General features: G+C 40.7%; 19 protein-coding genes. All 19 read left to right on the top strand.

Going from position 1 to position 15,237, the window contains the following annotated elements; all coding sequences use genetic code 11:
• The first annotated feature begins 32 nt into the window (after positions 1–32).
• The 19 genes from fliF to flhB are packed head-to-tail and all read left to right on the top strand — an operon-like array spanning position 33 to position 15,218.
• Positions 33–1,643, top strand: a complete 1,611-nt coding sequence (fliF, locus tag NYE49_RS08785; RefSeq protein ID WP_015483223.1) for a flagellar basal-body MS-ring/collar protein FliF — start codon at positions 33–35, stop codon at positions 1,641–1,643.
• Between the two features lie 12 nt (positions 1,644–1,655).
• A complete protein-coding gene (fliG, locus tag NYE49_RS08790) occupies positions 1,656–2,672 on the top strand; it encodes a flagellar motor switch protein FliG (RefSeq protein ID WP_003231981.1) in 1,017 nt (338 codons plus the stop codon).
• Positions 2,665–3,417, top strand: coding sequence for a flagellar assembly protein FliH (gene fliH / locus NYE49_RS08795; protein WP_024572494.1), 753 nt, complete (start codon positions 2,665–2,667; stop codon positions 3,415–3,417). The genes fliG and fliH overlap by 8 nt, the downstream gene beginning before the upstream one ends.
• Positions 3,414–4,730, top strand: coding sequence for a flagellar protein export ATPase FliI (gene fliI, locus NYE49_RS08800; RefSeq protein WP_047182611.1), 1,317 nt, complete (start codon positions 3,414–3,416; stop codon positions 4,728–4,730). The genes fliH and fliI overlap by 4 nt, the downstream gene beginning before the upstream one ends.
• A gap of 2 nt (positions 4,731–4,732) precedes the next feature.
• Complete coding sequence (gene fliJ / locus NYE49_RS08805; RefSeq protein WP_047182612.1) at positions 4,733–5,176, top strand: flagellar export protein FliJ; 444 nt, start codon at positions 4,733–4,735, stop codon at positions 5,174–5,176.
• A gap of 11 nt (positions 5,177–5,187) precedes the next feature.
• A complete protein-coding gene (locus tag NYE49_RS08810) occupies positions 5,188–5,802 on the top strand; it encodes a MotE family protein (RefSeq protein ID WP_015483226.1) in 615 nt (204 codons plus the stop codon).
• Between the two features lie 12 nt (positions 5,803–5,814).
• On the top strand, positions 5,815–7,278 hold the full coding sequence (locus tag NYE49_RS08815) for a flagellar hook-length control protein FliK (protein ID WP_174616638.1): 1,464 nt from the start codon (positions 5,815–5,817) through the stop codon (positions 7,276–7,278).
• Positions 7,275–7,697 carry a flagellar hook assembly protein FlgD gene (gene flgD, locus NYE49_RS08820; RefSeq protein WP_015383663.1) on the top strand — a complete coding sequence of 141 codons (423 nt, stop codon included), beginning with the start codon at positions 7,275–7,277 and terminating at the stop codon, positions 7,695–7,697. Before NYE49_RS08815 ends, flgD begins: the two co-directional genes overlap by 4 nt.
• A gap of 21 nt (positions 7,698–7,718) precedes the next feature.
• Entirely contained in the window at positions 7,719–8,513 is a 795-nt protein-coding gene (gene flgG, locus NYE49_RS08825) for a flagellar basal body rod protein FlgG (RefSeq protein ID WP_015383664.1), read from the top strand.
• A 39-nt stretch (positions 8,514–8,552) separates the two neighbouring features.
• Positions 8,553–8,768, top strand: a complete 216-nt coding sequence (gene swrD / locus NYE49_RS08830) for a swarming motility protein SwrD (RefSeq protein ID WP_015383665.1) — start codon at positions 8,553–8,555, stop codon at positions 8,766–8,768.
• On the top strand, positions 8,765–9,187 hold the full coding sequence (fliL, locus tag NYE49_RS08835; RefSeq protein ID WP_003231964.1) for a flagellar basal body-associated protein FliL: 423 nt from the start codon (positions 8,765–8,767) through the stop codon (positions 9,185–9,187). Before swrD ends, fliL begins: the two co-directional genes overlap by 4 nt.
• A 33-nt stretch (positions 9,188–9,220) precedes the next feature.
• A complete protein-coding gene (gene fliM / locus NYE49_RS08840) occupies positions 9,221–10,219 on the top strand; it encodes a flagellar motor switch protein FliM (RefSeq protein WP_003220879.1) in 999 nt (332 codons plus the stop codon).
• Positions 10,209–11,345 (top strand): flagellar motor switch phosphatase FliY, encoded by a 1,137-nt coding sequence (gene fliY / locus NYE49_RS08845; RefSeq protein WP_014479788.1) that lies wholly within the window; start codon positions 10,209–10,211, stop codon positions 11,343–11,345. The genes fliM and fliY overlap by 11 nt, the downstream gene beginning before the upstream one ends.
• Positions 11,346–11,370: 25 nt before the next feature.
• Positions 11,371–11,733 (top strand): chemotaxis protein CheY, encoded by a 363-nt coding sequence (cheY, locus tag NYE49_RS08850; RefSeq protein ID WP_014476812.1) that lies wholly within the window; start codon positions 11,371–11,373, stop codon positions 11,731–11,733.
• Between the two features lie 14 nt (positions 11,734–11,747).
• Positions 11,748–12,407 carry a flagella biosynthesis regulatory protein FliZ gene (fliZ, locus tag NYE49_RS08855; RefSeq protein ID WP_014479789.1) on the top strand — a complete coding sequence of 220 codons (660 nt, stop codon included), beginning with the start codon at positions 11,748–11,750 and terminating at the stop codon, positions 12,405–12,407.
• On the top strand, positions 12,400–13,065 hold the full coding sequence (gene fliP / locus NYE49_RS08860; protein ID WP_003245692.1) for a flagellar type III secretion system pore protein FliP: 666 nt from the start codon (positions 12,400–12,402) through the stop codon (positions 13,063–13,065). The genes fliZ and fliP overlap by 8 nt, the downstream gene beginning before the upstream one ends.
• Positions 13,066–13,079: 14 nt before the next feature.
• Complete coding sequence (gene fliQ / locus NYE49_RS08865; protein ID WP_003220888.1) at positions 13,080–13,349, top strand: flagellar biosynthesis protein FliQ; 270 nt, start codon at positions 13,080–13,082, stop codon at positions 13,347–13,349.
• 7 nt (positions 13,350–13,356) lie between these two features.
• Complete coding sequence (gene fliR, locus NYE49_RS08870) at positions 13,357–14,136, top strand: flagellar biosynthetic protein FliR (RefSeq protein WP_003245510.1); 780 nt, start codon at positions 13,357–13,359, stop codon at positions 14,134–14,136.
• Positions 14,136–15,218: a flagellar biosynthesis protein FlhB gene (flhB, locus tag NYE49_RS08875; protein WP_015483227.1), complete on the top strand. Its 1,083-nt coding sequence runs from the start codon at positions 14,136–14,138 to the stop codon at positions 15,216–15,218. Before fliR ends, flhB begins: the two co-directional genes overlap by 1 nt.
• Positions 15,219–15,237: the final 19 nt, after the last annotated feature.

Raw genomic sequence — 15,237 nt, forward strand, 5'->3', positions numbered from 1 at the left:
TTAGAGAAAGAGTGGAATGACCGGGGGTTAACATGAATCGTACTCTAATGCAAATGAAAAACAAAACGAGTGAGTTTTGGAAAAATAGATCTAAATTACAAAAGATTTTAATGGTTAGTGCTTTAGCGGCAATTATTATTATTGGAATTATTATTAGTGTTTTTGCTTCAAATTCTAAAATGGCGCCGCTGTACAAAGATTTGTCTGCCGAAGAAGCAGGACAAATCAAAGAAGAATTGGATGCAAAAAAAGTGCCAAACGAACTTTCGAATGGCGGTACAGTGATTAGTGTTCCGGAGGATCAGGTTGATTCTTTGAAAGTGCAGATGGCTGCAGAAGGACTTCCTAAAACGGGATCAATTGATTATTCATTTTTTGGACAGAATGCCGGCTTTGGTTTGACAGACAATGAGTTTGATATGGTGAAAGTAAAAGCTACACAGACAGAACTGTCAAACTTGATCAATGAAATGGACGGTATTAAAAGCTCAAAAGTAATGATTAATCTCCCGAAAGACGCGGTGTTTGTCGGTGAAGAGCAATCTGCAGCATCTGCATCAATCGTTTTGCAGATCCAACCGGGTTATACACTTGATCAAAGCCAGATCAACGGATTATATCATCTGGTATCTAAAAGCGTGCCGAACCTAAAAGAAGATAACATCGTCATCATGGATCAAAATTCTACATACTACGACAAATCAGACAGCGATGCAGGGTCCTACGCGGATAGTTATTCTTCTCAGCAAGGAATTAAGTCTCAAGTTGAAAAAGACATTCAAAAACATGTACAGTCACTTCTTGGTACGATGATGGGCCAAGATAAAGTCGTTGTCTCCGTTACAGCAGACATTGATTTCACAAAAGAAAATCGGACAGAAGACATTGTCGAACCTGTGGATAAAGAAAACATGGAAGGCATTGCAGTCAGCGCTGAAAAGGTATCTGAAACATATCAGGGCGACGGTGCAGCCAACGGCGGAACTGCCGGAACCGGTGAGGAAGATGTAACAAATTATAAGGCTGACGGTGAAAATACCGATAGCGGGAACTACGAAAAAAACAGCAACAAAATCAATTACGAGGTTAACCGAATTCATAAAGAAATCGCCGAAAGTCCTTATAAGGTCAGAGATTTAGGGATTCAAGTAATGGTAGAGCCGCCTGATGCCAAAAACACTGCGTCGCTATCAACTGAAAGACAGGATGATATACAAAAAATCCTTTCAACTGTAGTCAGAACATCTTTGGATAAAGATGAAACGCAAAACCAGAATTTATCTGATGCTGATATCAATAATAAGATTGTTGTCTCCGTTCAGCCATTCGACGGAAAAGTCAATTTGGATACAAATACGGAAAATTCCTCAGGTATCCCGCTGTGGGCATATATTGTAGGCGGTGTTTTAATCGCAGCGATCATTGTTCTGATCATTATGCTTATCAGAAAGAAACGGGCGCAAGAGGATGAATTTGAGGAATATGAGTATGAGGTTCCTCAAGAACCAATCAATTTGCCTGATATCAACGAAGAGGAAAATGAAACAGCGGAATCAGTCAGACGAAAACAGCTTGAAAAGATGGCGAAAGACAAGCCGGAAGATTTTGCAAAACTGCTGAGAAGCTGGCTGGCCGAGGATTAGGAGGAATTAGAAATGGCGAGACGTGATCAAGATAAGCTTACAGGAAAACAAAAAGCAGCCATTCTCATGATTTCCTTGGGGTTAGATGTGTCAGCTTCTGTCTATAAGCACTTAACCGATGAAGAAATTGAAAGGCTTACTCTGGAAATATCAGGTGTTCGAAGCGTCGATCATCAAAAAAAGGATGAAATCATAGAAGAATTTCATAATATAGCCATTGCGCAAGATTATATTTCTCAAGGCGGTTTAAGCTATGCAAGACAAGTTCTGGAAAAGGCGCTTGGAGAGGATAAGGCGGAGAACATTCTAAACAGGCTGACTTCTTCTTTGCAGGTTAAACCATTTGATTTTGCCAGAAAAGCGGAGCCTGAACAAATTTTGAATTTTATCCAGCAAGAGCATCCGCAGACGATGGCGTTAATCTTGTCTTATTTAGATCCTGTGCAGGCCGGGCAAATTTTATCCGAGCTGAATCCTGAAGTACAGGCTGAGGTTGCGAGAAGAATCGCGGTCATGGATAGAACGTCTCCAGAAATAATTAATGAGGTAGAACGGATTCTGGAACAAAAATTATCTTCTGCATTTACTCAGGATTATACACAAACAGGCGGAATTGAAGCTGTTGTGGAAGTGTTAAACGGGGTAGACAGAGGGACAGAGAAGACGATCTTGGATTCATTGGAAATTCAGGATCCCGATCTTGCTGAAGAGATTAAAAAGCGGATGTTTGTCTTCGAAGATATTGTCACACTTGATAACCGTGCCATTCAGAGAGTCATTCGCGATGTTGAGAACGACGATTTGCTCCTTTCATTAAAGGTTGCAAGCGAGGAAGTCAAAGAAATTGTATTCAACAATATGTCACAGCGTATGGTTGAAACCTTCAAAGAAGAAATGGAATTTATGGGCCCTGTACGCTTGAAAGATGTGGAAGAAGCTCAATCGAGAATTGTAAGCATCGTCAGAAAGCTTGAAGAAGCCGGTGAAATTGTGATAGCAAGAGGCGGAGGGGATGATATTATTGTCTAATATCATTAAACAAGAATCATCTATTTCTCCACAAAAGGAAAAAAGAAAACTTTCTATACAAGAGGTGCGTATTGATCATTCTCACCTTTTGCAGGCTGAAGAGAACCCGGAGGCGCTTATGGCTCGAGTGAAAGAGGAAGCTGACCGGATTTCTGAGCAGGCAAACAGTCATATAGAAAATATTCGCCGTCAAATTGAACAGGAGAAAAACGATTGGGCGGCTGAAAAACAGAAGCTTATTGAAGAAGCAAAAACCGAGGGCTTTGAACAAGGAGTAGCCTTGGGCAAAGCTGAGGCAATGAAACAGTATGCCGAACTGATCGGCCAAGCGAACAGTATAACTGAAATGTCCAGAAAAGCTGTTGAGGACAAGCTTGAAGACGCAAATGAAGAAATCGTTGAGCTTGCCGTTGCCCTAGCAAAAAAAGTTTGGCAGCAAAAGTCTGATGATAAAGAGGCTTTCCTCCTGCTTGTACAACAGGTTATAAACGAAGTGAAGGAATATGACGATATATCAATTTATGTTGATCCATATTACTATGAGACAATCTTTCAGCAAAAAGATGAAATTCAGCAGCTTCTTTATAAAGAATGCCGGCTTGGCATATATGCTGATGAAAAAGCTCAAAAAGGAACCTGTTATATTGAAACTCCTTTTGGCAGGGTAGATGCGAGTGTTGACACACAATTGATGCAATTGAAAGATAAACTTCTGACAGCGCTGGAAGCGGGTGCAGCTGAATGAAGACACAGAGTCTGATAGATTGTATAGAAATGACAGACTCGTATAAACGGTACGGAAAAGTCAAGCGGGTAATCGGCCTGATGATTGAATCAAAAGGACCTGCAAGCTCAATTGGCGACGTGTGCCTGATTTATGCAAAAGGACAATCTGGGAAAGTCATTAAAGCTGAGGTAGTCGGCTTCCAGGAAGAAAATATTTTGCTTATGCCTTATTTAGAGGCTGCGAGCATTGCACCTGGCAGCATTGTAGAAGCTACTGGGGAATCACTTCGAGTTAAAGTTGGAGCCGGACTGATCGGACAAGTCATCGATGCTTTTGGAGAACCGCTTGACGGAAAACTTCTGCCGAAAGGGCTTTCGCCTGTATCAACGGAGCAATCACCGCCCAACCCGATGAAACGGCCGCCTATCCGTGAAAAGATGGGTGTTGGAGTCAGATCAATTGACAGCTTGCTGACAGTCGGTAAAGGCCAGCGGATTGGAATTTTTGCAGGAAGCGGTGTCGGAAAAAGCACATTAATGGGGATGATCGCCAAGCAGACAGAGGCTGACTTAAACGTCATTGCACTTGTCGGAGAACGCGGACGAGAGGTTCGGGAGTTTATTGAAAAAGATCTGGGGAAAGAGGGGCTGAAACGATCGATTGTAGTCGTTGCCACCTCAGACCAGCCAGCATTAATGAGATTGAAAGCGGCATATACAGCGACTGCAATTGCCGAGTATTTCCGAGATAAAGGCCAAAATGTCATGTTTATGATGGATTCTGTTACAAGGGTGGCAATGGCGCAGCGAGAGATTGGACTGGCTGCAGGAGAGCCTCCTACGACAAAAGGTTATACACCTTCAGTGTTCGCTATTTTACCTCGTTTACTAGAACGAACAGGTGCAAACGAGCATGGAACCATTACGGCATTTTATACAGTGTTGGTAGACGGGGATGACATGAATGAGCCGATTGCCGATACTGTACGCGGAATTTTAGACGGACATATTGTGTTGGACAGGGCGCTTGCCAATAAAGGCCAGTTTCCTGCAGTTAACGTACTAAAAAGCATCAGCAGGGTGATGTCAAACATTTCAACAAAACAGCATCTGGATGCGGCAAATAAATTCCGTGAACTTTTATCAACATATCAAAATTCGGAAGATCTCATTAATATCGGAGCTTATAAAAGAGGATCCTCAAGAGAAATTGATGAAGCGATACAATTTTATCCGCAGCTTATTCAATTTTTAAAGCAGGGAACAGACGAACCGGCTTTATTGGAAGAAAGCATTGCTGCATTAACTAGTTTGACAGGAAATGAGGAATAAACGTGGCTTACCAATTTAGATTCCAAAAGCTGCTGGAACTAAAAGAAAATGAAAAAGACCAATCCTTATCCGAGTATCAGCAATCAGTTTCTGAATTTGAAAACGTTGCTGAAAAATTATATGAGAATATGAGCAAAAAAGAATTGCTAGAACAAAATAAGGAAAAGAAATTAAAAAGCGGCATGAGTGTACAAGAAATGAGGCACTACCAACAATTTGTCTCAAATCTTGATAATACGATCTATCACTATCAAAAGCTTGTCATTATGAAAAGAAATCAAATGAATCAAAAACAAGAAATTTTGACAGAGAAAAACATTGAAGTGAAAAAGTTTGAAAAAATGCGTGAAAAACAGTTTAAAATGTTTGCTCTTGAAGATAAAGCTGCAGAAATTAAAGAAATGGACGATATTTCGATTAAGCAGTTTATGATTCAAGGCCATTAGGAGCGAATGTAATGTCCGGCAAAAAGAAAGAATCAGGTAAGTTCCGTTCGGTTTTGCTTATCATTATCCTCCCGCTGATGTTTCTATTAATCGCAGGGGGGATTGTTCTTTGGGCTGCTGGTATCGATGTCTTAAAGCCGATACAGGATGCTGCGGCAAAAACGCCGGTTCTTAAAGAATTGGTCCCTGAAACCGAAAATAAAAAAGGCGCAGCATCAAGTAAGGATAGCAGTAATACGGCAGCTCTGGAAAAGACCATTAAGGATCAAAAAAGTGAAATCAGTATATTGAATAAAGATTTAGAAACAAGTAAATCAGAAATCGATAGGCTCAATCAAAAGATCCGTTCACTTGAAAAGACGGCTGAGGATCAAAAAAAGTCATCAGAAGATCATACTGAAGGATCAGCAGACTCGAAAGCTTCTTCAAAAAATGACAAAGTGATCAGTGTGTACAAAAGCATGGACAGCGGAAAGGCTGCTAAAATTATTGCCCAATTAAAGGAGCAAGAAGCACTGAAAATATTGAATGGCCTAAGCAAAAAGCAGCTTGCTGACATATTGGCGAAAATGACTCCTGAGCAAGCAGCAACCTATACAGAAAAAATTGCTGCCAGCCAAGAATAGGGGGAATGAAAGGTGAAGCTGCTTGAATTAGCCGGACCTTTGCTGCAAACCACAACGGGTTCTGCCGCTAAAAACATGAAAAGTAGCCAGGGAGTTTTTCAAAACTGGCTTATGTCTGAGGCTGGATTGAAGGAACTCTCAGAACAAGGAAAGGGAACTCCTAATTCCGAAGATCAGCTTTTAGCAGATGCGCTTAAAAAGATCGGTGAATGGCTAAATGCAAGTCCTGAAGACCAAGACAAACAAAATGCGGATCTTTTGCAAACATTAAGCAAACTGACAGAGAAGCAATTGGATGAGAATGCTCTGCAAATGTTGCAAAATCTTTTGCAAGCAGTTGAATCAAAAATGTCAGGCGGGACGGATCATTTGCTCACAGAAACGGAGAAAATCATTTCAGAAGCTAAAACGGCTCTGAGTGCCAATGATTCTGCTTCTGACATTAATGGAGCACTGAAGTCTGATACAGAGCAATCAAATCAGGAAAATGAAGTATCCGAGGCTGCTAAAGAGCTTATCTATATCCAGATGTTCATTAGCCAGCTCGTAGAAGGGAATAAGCTGACTGATCGCGGGAATGGCAATGAAGCTCATGCTATTTACCAAAATGGAGATCAATTCCTTTCTGCATTAGAAAAGAAGGGTGTATCTCAACAACTCATTCAGGATCTTAAACAGCAAATATTCACTAAAGCTGAGTCAAGTTCAAAACTTTACTCGATGACAGCGTCAGAGCTGAAAAGTTTTCAAAGCTTAATGGATCAAATGTCTATGCTTCCTCAAAAAGGGACCAAAGAATGGAGTTTAGCTGAAAGCCAGCTGAAAGCCTTCTTGTTATCGAAATCATCCGAATCATCACAAGACTTTGGGAAGCGTGTTCTCACACCGCTCTCGCAGAGTTCATCCAGCAAAAATGCATCGGATGTTTCTGGAAGTATTCAGCCTGTAGATAGTAAATCAGGACTCCAAATGCTGTTTTCGGGGTATCGGAGCATAGGAGGAGTTCAAACACTTGATCTGCAGCAGATGTCATCTGATATACCAAATGCCGAAACAAAAACGGTGGCTGATCAAGTGATTAATGCGTGGAAGCAGATGAAATATACGCCTTTCGGCAGATCGACGGGAAGTTTCACTATTCGGCTGAACCCTGAACATTTAGGATTTGTCACAATCAAGCTGACAAATGAAAATGGAATGTTTCAGAGTAAAATCATTGCATCTAGTCAATCAGCAAAAGAATTGCTTGAACAGCATCTTCCTCAGCTGAAGCAATCATTGCCGAATATGGCCGTCCAAATTGACCGTTTTACTCTTCCAGTCCAAAGCGGGGATCAGCCGGTATACGGCCAGCTTGCTGATGAACAGAAACAGCAGCAAGAGGGGCAGAGACAGCAAAGGCAGAAAAAGCAATCAAATGATTTTGGCGATCTGCTCGATGAAGTGTCGATGGTTGAAATGGAGGAAGAAGAATGACTTCTATAAGTTCAGAATATAAACTGCCTGAAAAAACGAATACTGTGTCGACGAACAACAGCAGCTTGGGGAAAGATGAGTTTTTAAAAATATTAATGACTCAAGTCCAAAACCAAGATCCGCTCAATCCGGTTGACGATAAAGAATTTATCAGCCAGATGGCAACTTTTTCAAGTTTGGAGCAAATGATGAATCTGAATACGACAATGACTCAATTTGTCGAAAAACAAGATCCGTTTACAACGTATGTTGATTGGATGGGAAAAGAAGTATCTTGGACTGATGGTAAAAGTGCAACAGATAAAACAGGCACAGTAAGCTCTGTTAAACATTTTAAAGGAAATTATTATCTCGTTCTTGATGATGGGACCGAGATCAGTCCTGCGAATGTCATGTCTGTGGGACAATCATCTAAATAAAAACATCTGGGGGAATATATTATGTTACGTTCACTTTATTCTGGAATCAGCGGTATGAAAAACTTTCAAACAAAGCTTGACGTAATCGGTAACAACATTGCCAACGTGAATACAGTAGGATTCAAAAAAAGCCGTGTGACCTTTAAAGATATGGTAAGCCAAACGATTGCCGGCGGTTCTGCGGCTGGTGCAACTATCGGCGGTACGAACTCTAAGCAGATCGGTTTAGGTTCATCTTCTGGCACAATTGATACAATTCATTCAACAAGCGCGACACAAAGCACAGGGCGAACACTTGATTTAGCGATTGACGGCGATGGTTACTTTAGAATTGATACAGGCGACGGAACAGCTTATACAAGAGCAGGAAACTTCTATTTAGATAATACCGGAACACTGGTTACCGGTGATGGCTATCATGTGTTAAATATGACTGGTGGAACAATTAAAATCCCTCTTGATGCACAAAGCTTCAGCATTGGTTCTGATGGAAAGGTCTCAATTGTTGATGCTGACGGGAAAACACAAGACGGGGGACAAATCGGGATTGTTACTTTTGCCAACAGTGACGGTTTGGATAAAATCGGAAGCAACTTATACCGTGAGTCTTTAAACTCTGGGACTGCCAGTGCAGCCAACCAGCCTGGTGATGGCGGTACAGGTTCCCTTAAATCAGGTTTTCTCGAAATGTCTAACGTTGATTTAACTGACGAATTTACTGAAATGATTGTTGCCCAGCGCGGATTCCAATCAAACTCGAAAATTATTACAACATCTGATGAAATCCTTCAAGAACTGGTTAACCTTAAACGTTAAGGAGGGAGGGGAGGCGAGTAATCGCTTCTCCGCTGTTTTATGATTAAAGTAACCCGTTTGAATGGGCAGCCCTTTACACTGAATGCGCTGTTTATTGAACAGATTGAATGCTTTCCGGATACTACAATCACTCTGTCAAATGGTAAGAAGTTTGTAGTAAAAGAAGATGAAGAAGCTGTTCTGGAAAAGATCGCATCTTTCTACCGAAAAATACAAATATTTGCAATGGATCAAGGAATAGAGGAACCGGAATGAAGAAAAAGTTAATGATCATCTTACTAATTATTCTTATCGTAATTGGTGCTCTCGGGGCGGCGGCTTATTTTGTTTTAGGCGGAAAGTCCGAAAAAAGTGAAGCGAAAAAAAGTATTGATGAAATCGTTGCGTCTTCTGTTGATGTAGAAGAGATCACAACAAATTTAAAGTCTGATAACATTATCCGTCTTGCTATTAAACTTGAAACTGATTCTGATAAATCAAAAGAAGAACTTGAGAAACGTGATTTCCAAGTGAAAGACGCTGTTATATCACTGCTGGCTGATACGAATGCTGATCAGATTGAGGGAGACAAGGGAAAAGAAACCTTTAAGAAGGAACTAAAAGATAAAATAAATAGCTACCTCCAAGAAGGAAAAGTAGAAAAAGTGTATATTACCTCCTTTAATCTGCAATAAAGCATAATTTGACAGAATACGGAGGTGAGGAAAATGTCAGGAGAAGTTCTCTCCCAAAATGAAATAGATGCACTGCTTTCTGCAATATCAACTGGTGAAATGGACGCTGAAGAGCTGAAAAAAGAAGAAAAAGAGAAGAAAGTCAAGGTTTATGATTTCAAACGTGCGCTGCGGTTTTCTAAGGATCAGATCCGCAGTTTAACGAGAATTCATGACAATTTTGCAAGACTTCTTACCACTCATTTTTCTGCTCAGCTCAGAACCTATATTCACATATCTGTCAGTTCTGTTGATCAGGTTCCGTATGAGGAATTTATCAGATCGATTCCAAACATGACGATTCTAAATCTATTTGATGTTCATCCGATGGAAGGCAGAATTATGATGGAGGTCAACCCCACGATAGCTTATACGATGATGGATCGAGTCATGGGCGGGATTGGAATCAGTCATAACAAGGTTGACAGTTTGACAGAAATTGAAACAAAAATCATTTCTAATTTATTTGAAAATGCACTGGGTAATTATAAAGAAGCTTGGCAGTCAATTGCTGATATTGAACCGGAAATGACTGAGTTTGAAGTGAATCCGCAATTTGTTCAGATGGTATCTCCTAATGAAACAGTCGTGGTGATCTCGCTCAATACTCAAATTGGTGAAATCAGCGGTGTCATTAATCTCTGTATCCCGCATATCGTACTCGAGCCGCTCATACCGAAGCTTTCAGTCCACTATTGGATGCAATCAGACCGAAATGAGCCAAAGCCTGAGGAAACAAAGTCGCTTGAAAAACGTATCATGACAGCACAAATACCTGTCGTGGCCGAGCTCGGCACATCTGAACTGACGATAGAAGAGTTTTTAAGTTTAGAAGTCGGAGACTGCATAACTTTGGACAAATCAGTCACGGATCCTCTTACTGTATTGGTCGGAGATAAGCCGAAATTTTTAGGACAAGCCGGCCGGGTGAATCGAAAACAGGCAGTGCAAATTTTAGATCACGACATAAGAGGTGAACAAGATGGAGAATAATAGATTATCTCAAGATGAGATTGACGCGCTTCTTAACGGTACTGGCAGCACGCTTGATGAGCCAGAGGTTCCGGAAGTAGATGACTTATCGGAAATGGAGCGTGATGCGATCGGTGAAATCGGTAATATTTCATTCGGCAGTTCTGCGACAGCACTGTCAACGCTTTTAAATCAAAAGGTCGATATTACGACTCCAAGCGTAACGGTCATTCCAAGAAGTAAAATCAGCGATGCGTTTCCTGAACCGTATGTAGCGATTGAAGTGAATTATACGGAGGGCTTCAGCGGAAGCAACCTGTTAGTCGTGGAACAAAGTGACGCGGCGATCATTGCTGACTTAATGATCGGGGGAGACGGAAAAGGTGCGGACCCTTCACTGGGTGAAATCCATCTAAGTGCGGTTCAAGAAGCAATGAACCAAATGATGGGATCGGCTGCCACATCAATGTCTACTGTATTCAGTAAAAAAATTGATATTTCACCTCCTCGGGTTGAATTGTTGGATGTTACTGAAGAAAAGGGTACAGACCGTATTCCTGATGATGAAATGCTGGTGAAAGTTTCTTTCAACTTAAAGGTGGGAGAATTAATAGACTCCAGCATTATGCAGCTTTACCCATTGACATTTGCGAAAGATTTAATTTCAAGCCTTATGAACTCAGAAAGTGCAGAGGAAGAAGAAACGGTGCAGCCTGAAGTTACATACGAACAGCCGAAAGAGCCTGTGACGCCAGAGCCGCGTATTGAACCGAAGCAACAGCAGCAGCCGCCAAAAAGGCAGGGAACAGCAAAAAAAGCAGCGCCAGTTCAGGTTTCACCGGTGGAATTTTCCGCGTTTGATCCAAACGAAGCTGTACAAGCCCCTATTCATAATCTGGATATGCTTTTGGATATCCCGCTTTCGATTACTGTTGAGCTTGGCAGAACGAAGAGAAGCGTAAAAGAGATTTTAGAGCTTTCTGCCGGAAGTATTATCGAGCTTGATAAATTAGCCGGTGAGCCTGTAGATATTTTAGTTAATCAGCGTATCGTTGCCAAAGGCGAGGTCGTTGTCATTGAAGAAAACTTCGGAGTAAGAGTCACTGACATTTTAAGCCAGGCAGAGCGCATTAATAATTTAAAATAACGAAACACAAGGAGAGAGATAGATTATGGCACATAGAATTTTAATTGTAGATGACGCAGCATTTATGCGAATGATGATTAAAGATATTTTAGTTAAAAATGGTTTTGAAGTTGTGGCGGAAGCTGAAAATGGAGCACAAGCGGTAGAGAAATATAAAGAGCATTCACCTGACCTTGTTACTATGGATATCACGATGCCAGAAATGGATGGTATTACAGCATTAAAAGAAATTAAACAAATTGATGCGCAGGCAAGAATCATCATGTGTTCTGCTATGGGACAGCAATCAATGGTTATTGATGCCATTCAGGCCGGCGCTAAGGATTTCATTGTGAAACCTTTCCAAGCTGACCGTGTGCTTGAAGCAATCAACAAAACATTAAGTTAAAGGGTGTACGACTGTTGAAAAAGAGTCAATATTTTATTGTTTTTATTTGTTTTTTCGTTTTATTCAGTGTACATCCGATTGCTGCTGCCGCGGCAGACTCTGATAATTCAACTGTAAACGAATGGTTTCAAAAGAAAGATGAAAAAACTGCAGATCAATCAGAGCAAAAGAAAGAAAAAACAACAAAAACTGCTGATGAGACGGAGGGAGCGGCTGCTCCTTCTGTCTCAGCTTTTGATTTTGTAAAGATGATTTTCGCTTTACTGTTTGTTATCGCGCTGATTTACGGGCTGGTTAAGCTCATGAACAAAAGAAATCGGCTCCTAAAGCCTTTTCAATATGTTGAAAATATTGGCGGCACATCGGTCGGCCAGAACAGATCCATACAATTGATCAAGGTCGGGAAAAGTGTGCTCGTCGTCGGTGTAGGAGAGACGATCCAGCTGCTGAAAGAAATTGAGGATGAAAAAGAGATTGAAGTCATTCTCAGTCAGCATGAAGAGGCAATGTCAAGCAAAATAGAGTGGCAAAAGTTTGTGAAGCCGCTTAAGAGTTCTGAACATCAGCCGCAGCAAAAACTGCCTTCATTTTCAAAAGCATTAAAAGAGCAACTTGAAGAGTTAAAACAAAACCGTTCTGAAGGAAAGAAGAAAGGCCCACGTCATCATGAATGAGTTTATAAATATTTTCAGTTCAAGCGATCCGGAAAACGTAAGTTCAACTGTTAAATTACTATTATTGTTAACTGTATTTTCAGTGGCGCCTGGAATATTGATTCTTATGACTTGTTTTACTCGCATCGTCATTGTTCTGTCATTTGTCAGAACTTCACTTGCGACGCAATCTATGCCCCCAAACCAGGTTCTTATCGGGCTTGCGCTGTTTTTAACATTTTTTATTATGGCTCCTACTTTTTCAGAAATTAATAAAGAAGCGCTGACCCCATTAATGGACAACAAAATCAGCTTGGATGAAGCGTATACGAAAGCTGAGGAACCGATTAAAGAATTTATGAGTAAACACACAAGGCAGAAGGATCTGGCGCTGTTTATGAATTACGCGAAAATGGATAAACCTGAATCATTAAAGGATATTCCGTTAACAACAATGGTTCCGGCTTTTGCCATATCGGAGCTTAAAACAGCATTTCAAATAGGTTTTATGATTTTTATCCCTTTTTTAATTATAGATATGGTAGTGGCGAGCGTCTTGATGTCAATGGGAATGATGATGCTGCCTCCAGTTATGATTTCTCTGCCCTTTAAAATATTACTTTTTGTTTTGGTAGACGGCTGGTATTTAATTGTGAAATCTTTGCTTCAGAGCTTTTAGGGTAGGTGCTAAACGTGAGTTCAGAATTTGTAATTTCTATGGCGGAAAAAGCCGTATACGTAACGCTGATGATCAGCGGGCCATTATTGGCTATTGCTTTACTGGTCGGTTTAATTGTCAGCATATTTCAGGCGACAACTCAAATCCAGGAACAGACTTTGGCGTTTATTCCGAAAATCGTGGCGGTTCTCCTGGCTCTCATTTTTTTTGGTCCGTGGATGCTGTCGACGATTCTTTCATTTACAACAGAGCTGTTTTCTAATTTAAATCGTTTTGCAGGGTAATGTAGAGATGAATTCAATTATTGACTTATTTCCTGCTTTTTTATTGGTTTTTATTAGAATCTCTGCTTTTTTTGTAACAATTCCGCTATTTGGACATCGAAATGTGCCAGCTGTTCATCGCATAGGATTTGCTTTTTTTCTTGCGGTCATTTGTTTCAGCACCATTGATAAACCGCCCTCTTTGGAGATAGATGAGCACTATATGCTCTTGGCGTTTAAAGAAGCTTTGGTCGGCCTATGTCTGGGTTTAATTGCTTATATGATGATTGCCGCAGTGCAGATTGCCGGCTCGTTTATTGATTTTCAAATGGGGTTTTCGATAGCAAACGTTATTGATCCGCAAACCGGTGCACAAAGTCCGTTGATTGGCCAGTTTATCTATACGATGGCACTTTTGTTTATGCTGAGTGTCAATGCCCACCATTTGCTGCTGGACGGTATTTACTACAGCTTTCAGTATATTTCAGTTGATCAGGCATTTCCGAATTTCGGCGATGAAAAGTTTGCCTATTTTATCGCGAAAAGCTTTAATGCAATGTTTATTATCGCTTTTCAAATGTCAGCGCCGGTTGTGGCCAGCTTGTTTCTAGTTGATTTAGCATTAGGTATCGTGGCTCGAACTGTTCCGCAGTTAAATGTATTTGTGGTCGGTCTGCCTTTAAAGATAGCTGTCAGTTTCATCATGCTCATTGTATGTATGTCCGTTATCTTCGTCGTTGTCCGGAATGTTTTCAGTTTAACGATTGAAACGATGCGGAATCTTTTAGCATTGGTCGGTGTTTCTTAATGAAACTTAGAGTTGACCTGCAGTTTTTTGCGGGAGAGAAGACAGAAAAAGCCACTCCGAAAAAACGGAAGGATACGCGAAAAAAAGGGCAAGTAGCCAAAAGCTCGGATGTCAATACCGCCATTTCTTTACTGGTAATATTCCTTTCGCTTATTGCAATTGGTCCGTATATGAGAGACAGGCTGCTGTCATTCATAGAAACATTTTATACCGAATCGCTCACAATGAAGCTCTCAGAATCAAATGTGCATACATTGTTTGTCAGCTTATTAAAGGATATGGGCATGATACTCGCACCGATCTTGCTTGTTGCTCTTGTTGCAGGAGTCGTAAGCAACTATATGCAGGTTGGGTTCTTATTTTCTGCTGAAGTGATACAGCCTAAGCTTGAAAAACTGGATCCGATCAAAGGCTTTAAACGAATATACAGTATGAGGGCGATTGTAGAGCTGATTAAATCAATTTTGAAAATCGTAGTCGTCGGTTTTGCGGCTTTTGCTGTGCTTTGGCTGCATTATGGAGAAATTCTCCGGCTTCCTCTCCTGACACCCGAAGAGGCACTTTCTTTCGTTTCAAAACTCACTTTGTGGATGGGACTAAGCGGTGCAGGTGCATTGTTGATTCTTGCTGGTCTCGACTATTTATATCAGAGATTTGACTATGAGAAAAATATCAAAATGTCAAAACAAGATATAAAAGATGAGTACAAAAAATCTGAAGGAGACCCGATTATCAAGTCTAAAATTAAACAAAGACAGCGGGAAATGGCGATGAGGCGGATGATGCAGGAAGTTCCAAAAGCAGATGTCATTATCACAAACCCGACTCACTATGCGATTGCTCTGAAATATGATGAAGAAAAAATGGACGCTCCTTATATTGTTGCAAAAGGCGTCGATCACCTTGCGTTAAAAATCAGGAAAATTGCTAAAGAGCATGATGTCATGATGGTAGAAAACAGACCGCTTGCCCGTGCGTTATATGATCAGGTAGAAATTGACCAGGCAGTGCCGGAAGAATTTTTTAAAGTTTTAGCAGAAATTCTGGCTTACGTATATAAAACAAAACAAAAAGTATATTGAATTTTTCGATTTAAAAGGA

The organism is Bacillus sp. FSL L8-0358 (assembly GCF_038593095.1).
Classification (GTDB): Bacteria; Bacillota; Bacilli; order Bacillales; family Bacillaceae; genus Bacillus; species Bacillus subtilis.

Coding starts and splice junctions, on each gene's coding strand:
- fliF (WP_015483223.1), top strand. CDS start 33: ATGAATCGTACTCTAATGCAAATGAAAAACAAAACGAGTGAGTTTTGG.
- fliG (WP_003231981.1), top strand. CDS start 1,656: ATGGCGAGACGTGATCAAGATAAGCTTACAGGAAAACAAAAAGCAGCC.
- fliI (WP_047182611.1), top strand. CDS start 3,414: ATGAAGACACAGAGTCTGATAGATTGTATAGAAATGACAGACTCGTAT.
- NYE49_RS08810 (WP_015483226.1), top strand. CDS start 5,188: ATGTCCGGCAAAAAGAAAGAATCAGGTAAGTTCCGTTCGGTTTTGCTT.
- flgD (WP_015383663.1), top strand. CDS start 7,275: ATGACTTCTATAAGTTCAGAATATAAACTGCCTGAAAAAACGAATACT.
- flgG (WP_015383664.1), top strand. CDS start 7,719: ATGTTACGTTCACTTTATTCTGGAATCAGCGGTATGAAAAACTTTCAA.
- swrD (WP_015383665.1), top strand. CDS start 8,553: ATGATTAAAGTAACCCGTTTGAATGGGCAGCCCTTTACACTGAATGCG.
- fliL (WP_003231964.1), top strand. CDS start 8,765: ATGAAGAAAAAGTTAATGATCATCTTACTAATTATTCTTATCGTAATT.
- fliM (WP_003220879.1), top strand. CDS start 9,221: ATGTCAGGAGAAGTTCTCTCCCAAAATGAAATAGATGCACTGCTTTCT.
- fliY (WP_014479788.1), top strand. CDS start 10,209: ATGGAGAATAATAGATTATCTCAAGATGAGATTGACGCGCTTCTTAAC.
- cheY (WP_014476812.1), top strand. CDS start 11,371: ATGGCACATAGAATTTTAATTGTAGATGACGCAGCATTTATGCGAATG.
- fliP (WP_003245692.1), top strand. CDS start 12,400: ATGAATGAGTTTATAAATATTTTCAGTTCAAGCGATCCGGAAAACGTA.
- fliR (WP_003245510.1), top strand. CDS start 13,357: ATGAATTCAATTATTGACTTATTTCCTGCTTTTTTATTGGTTTTTATT.
- flhB (WP_015483227.1), top strand. CDS start 14,136: ATGAAACTTAGAGTTGACCTGCAGTTTTTTGCGGGAGAGAAGACAGAA.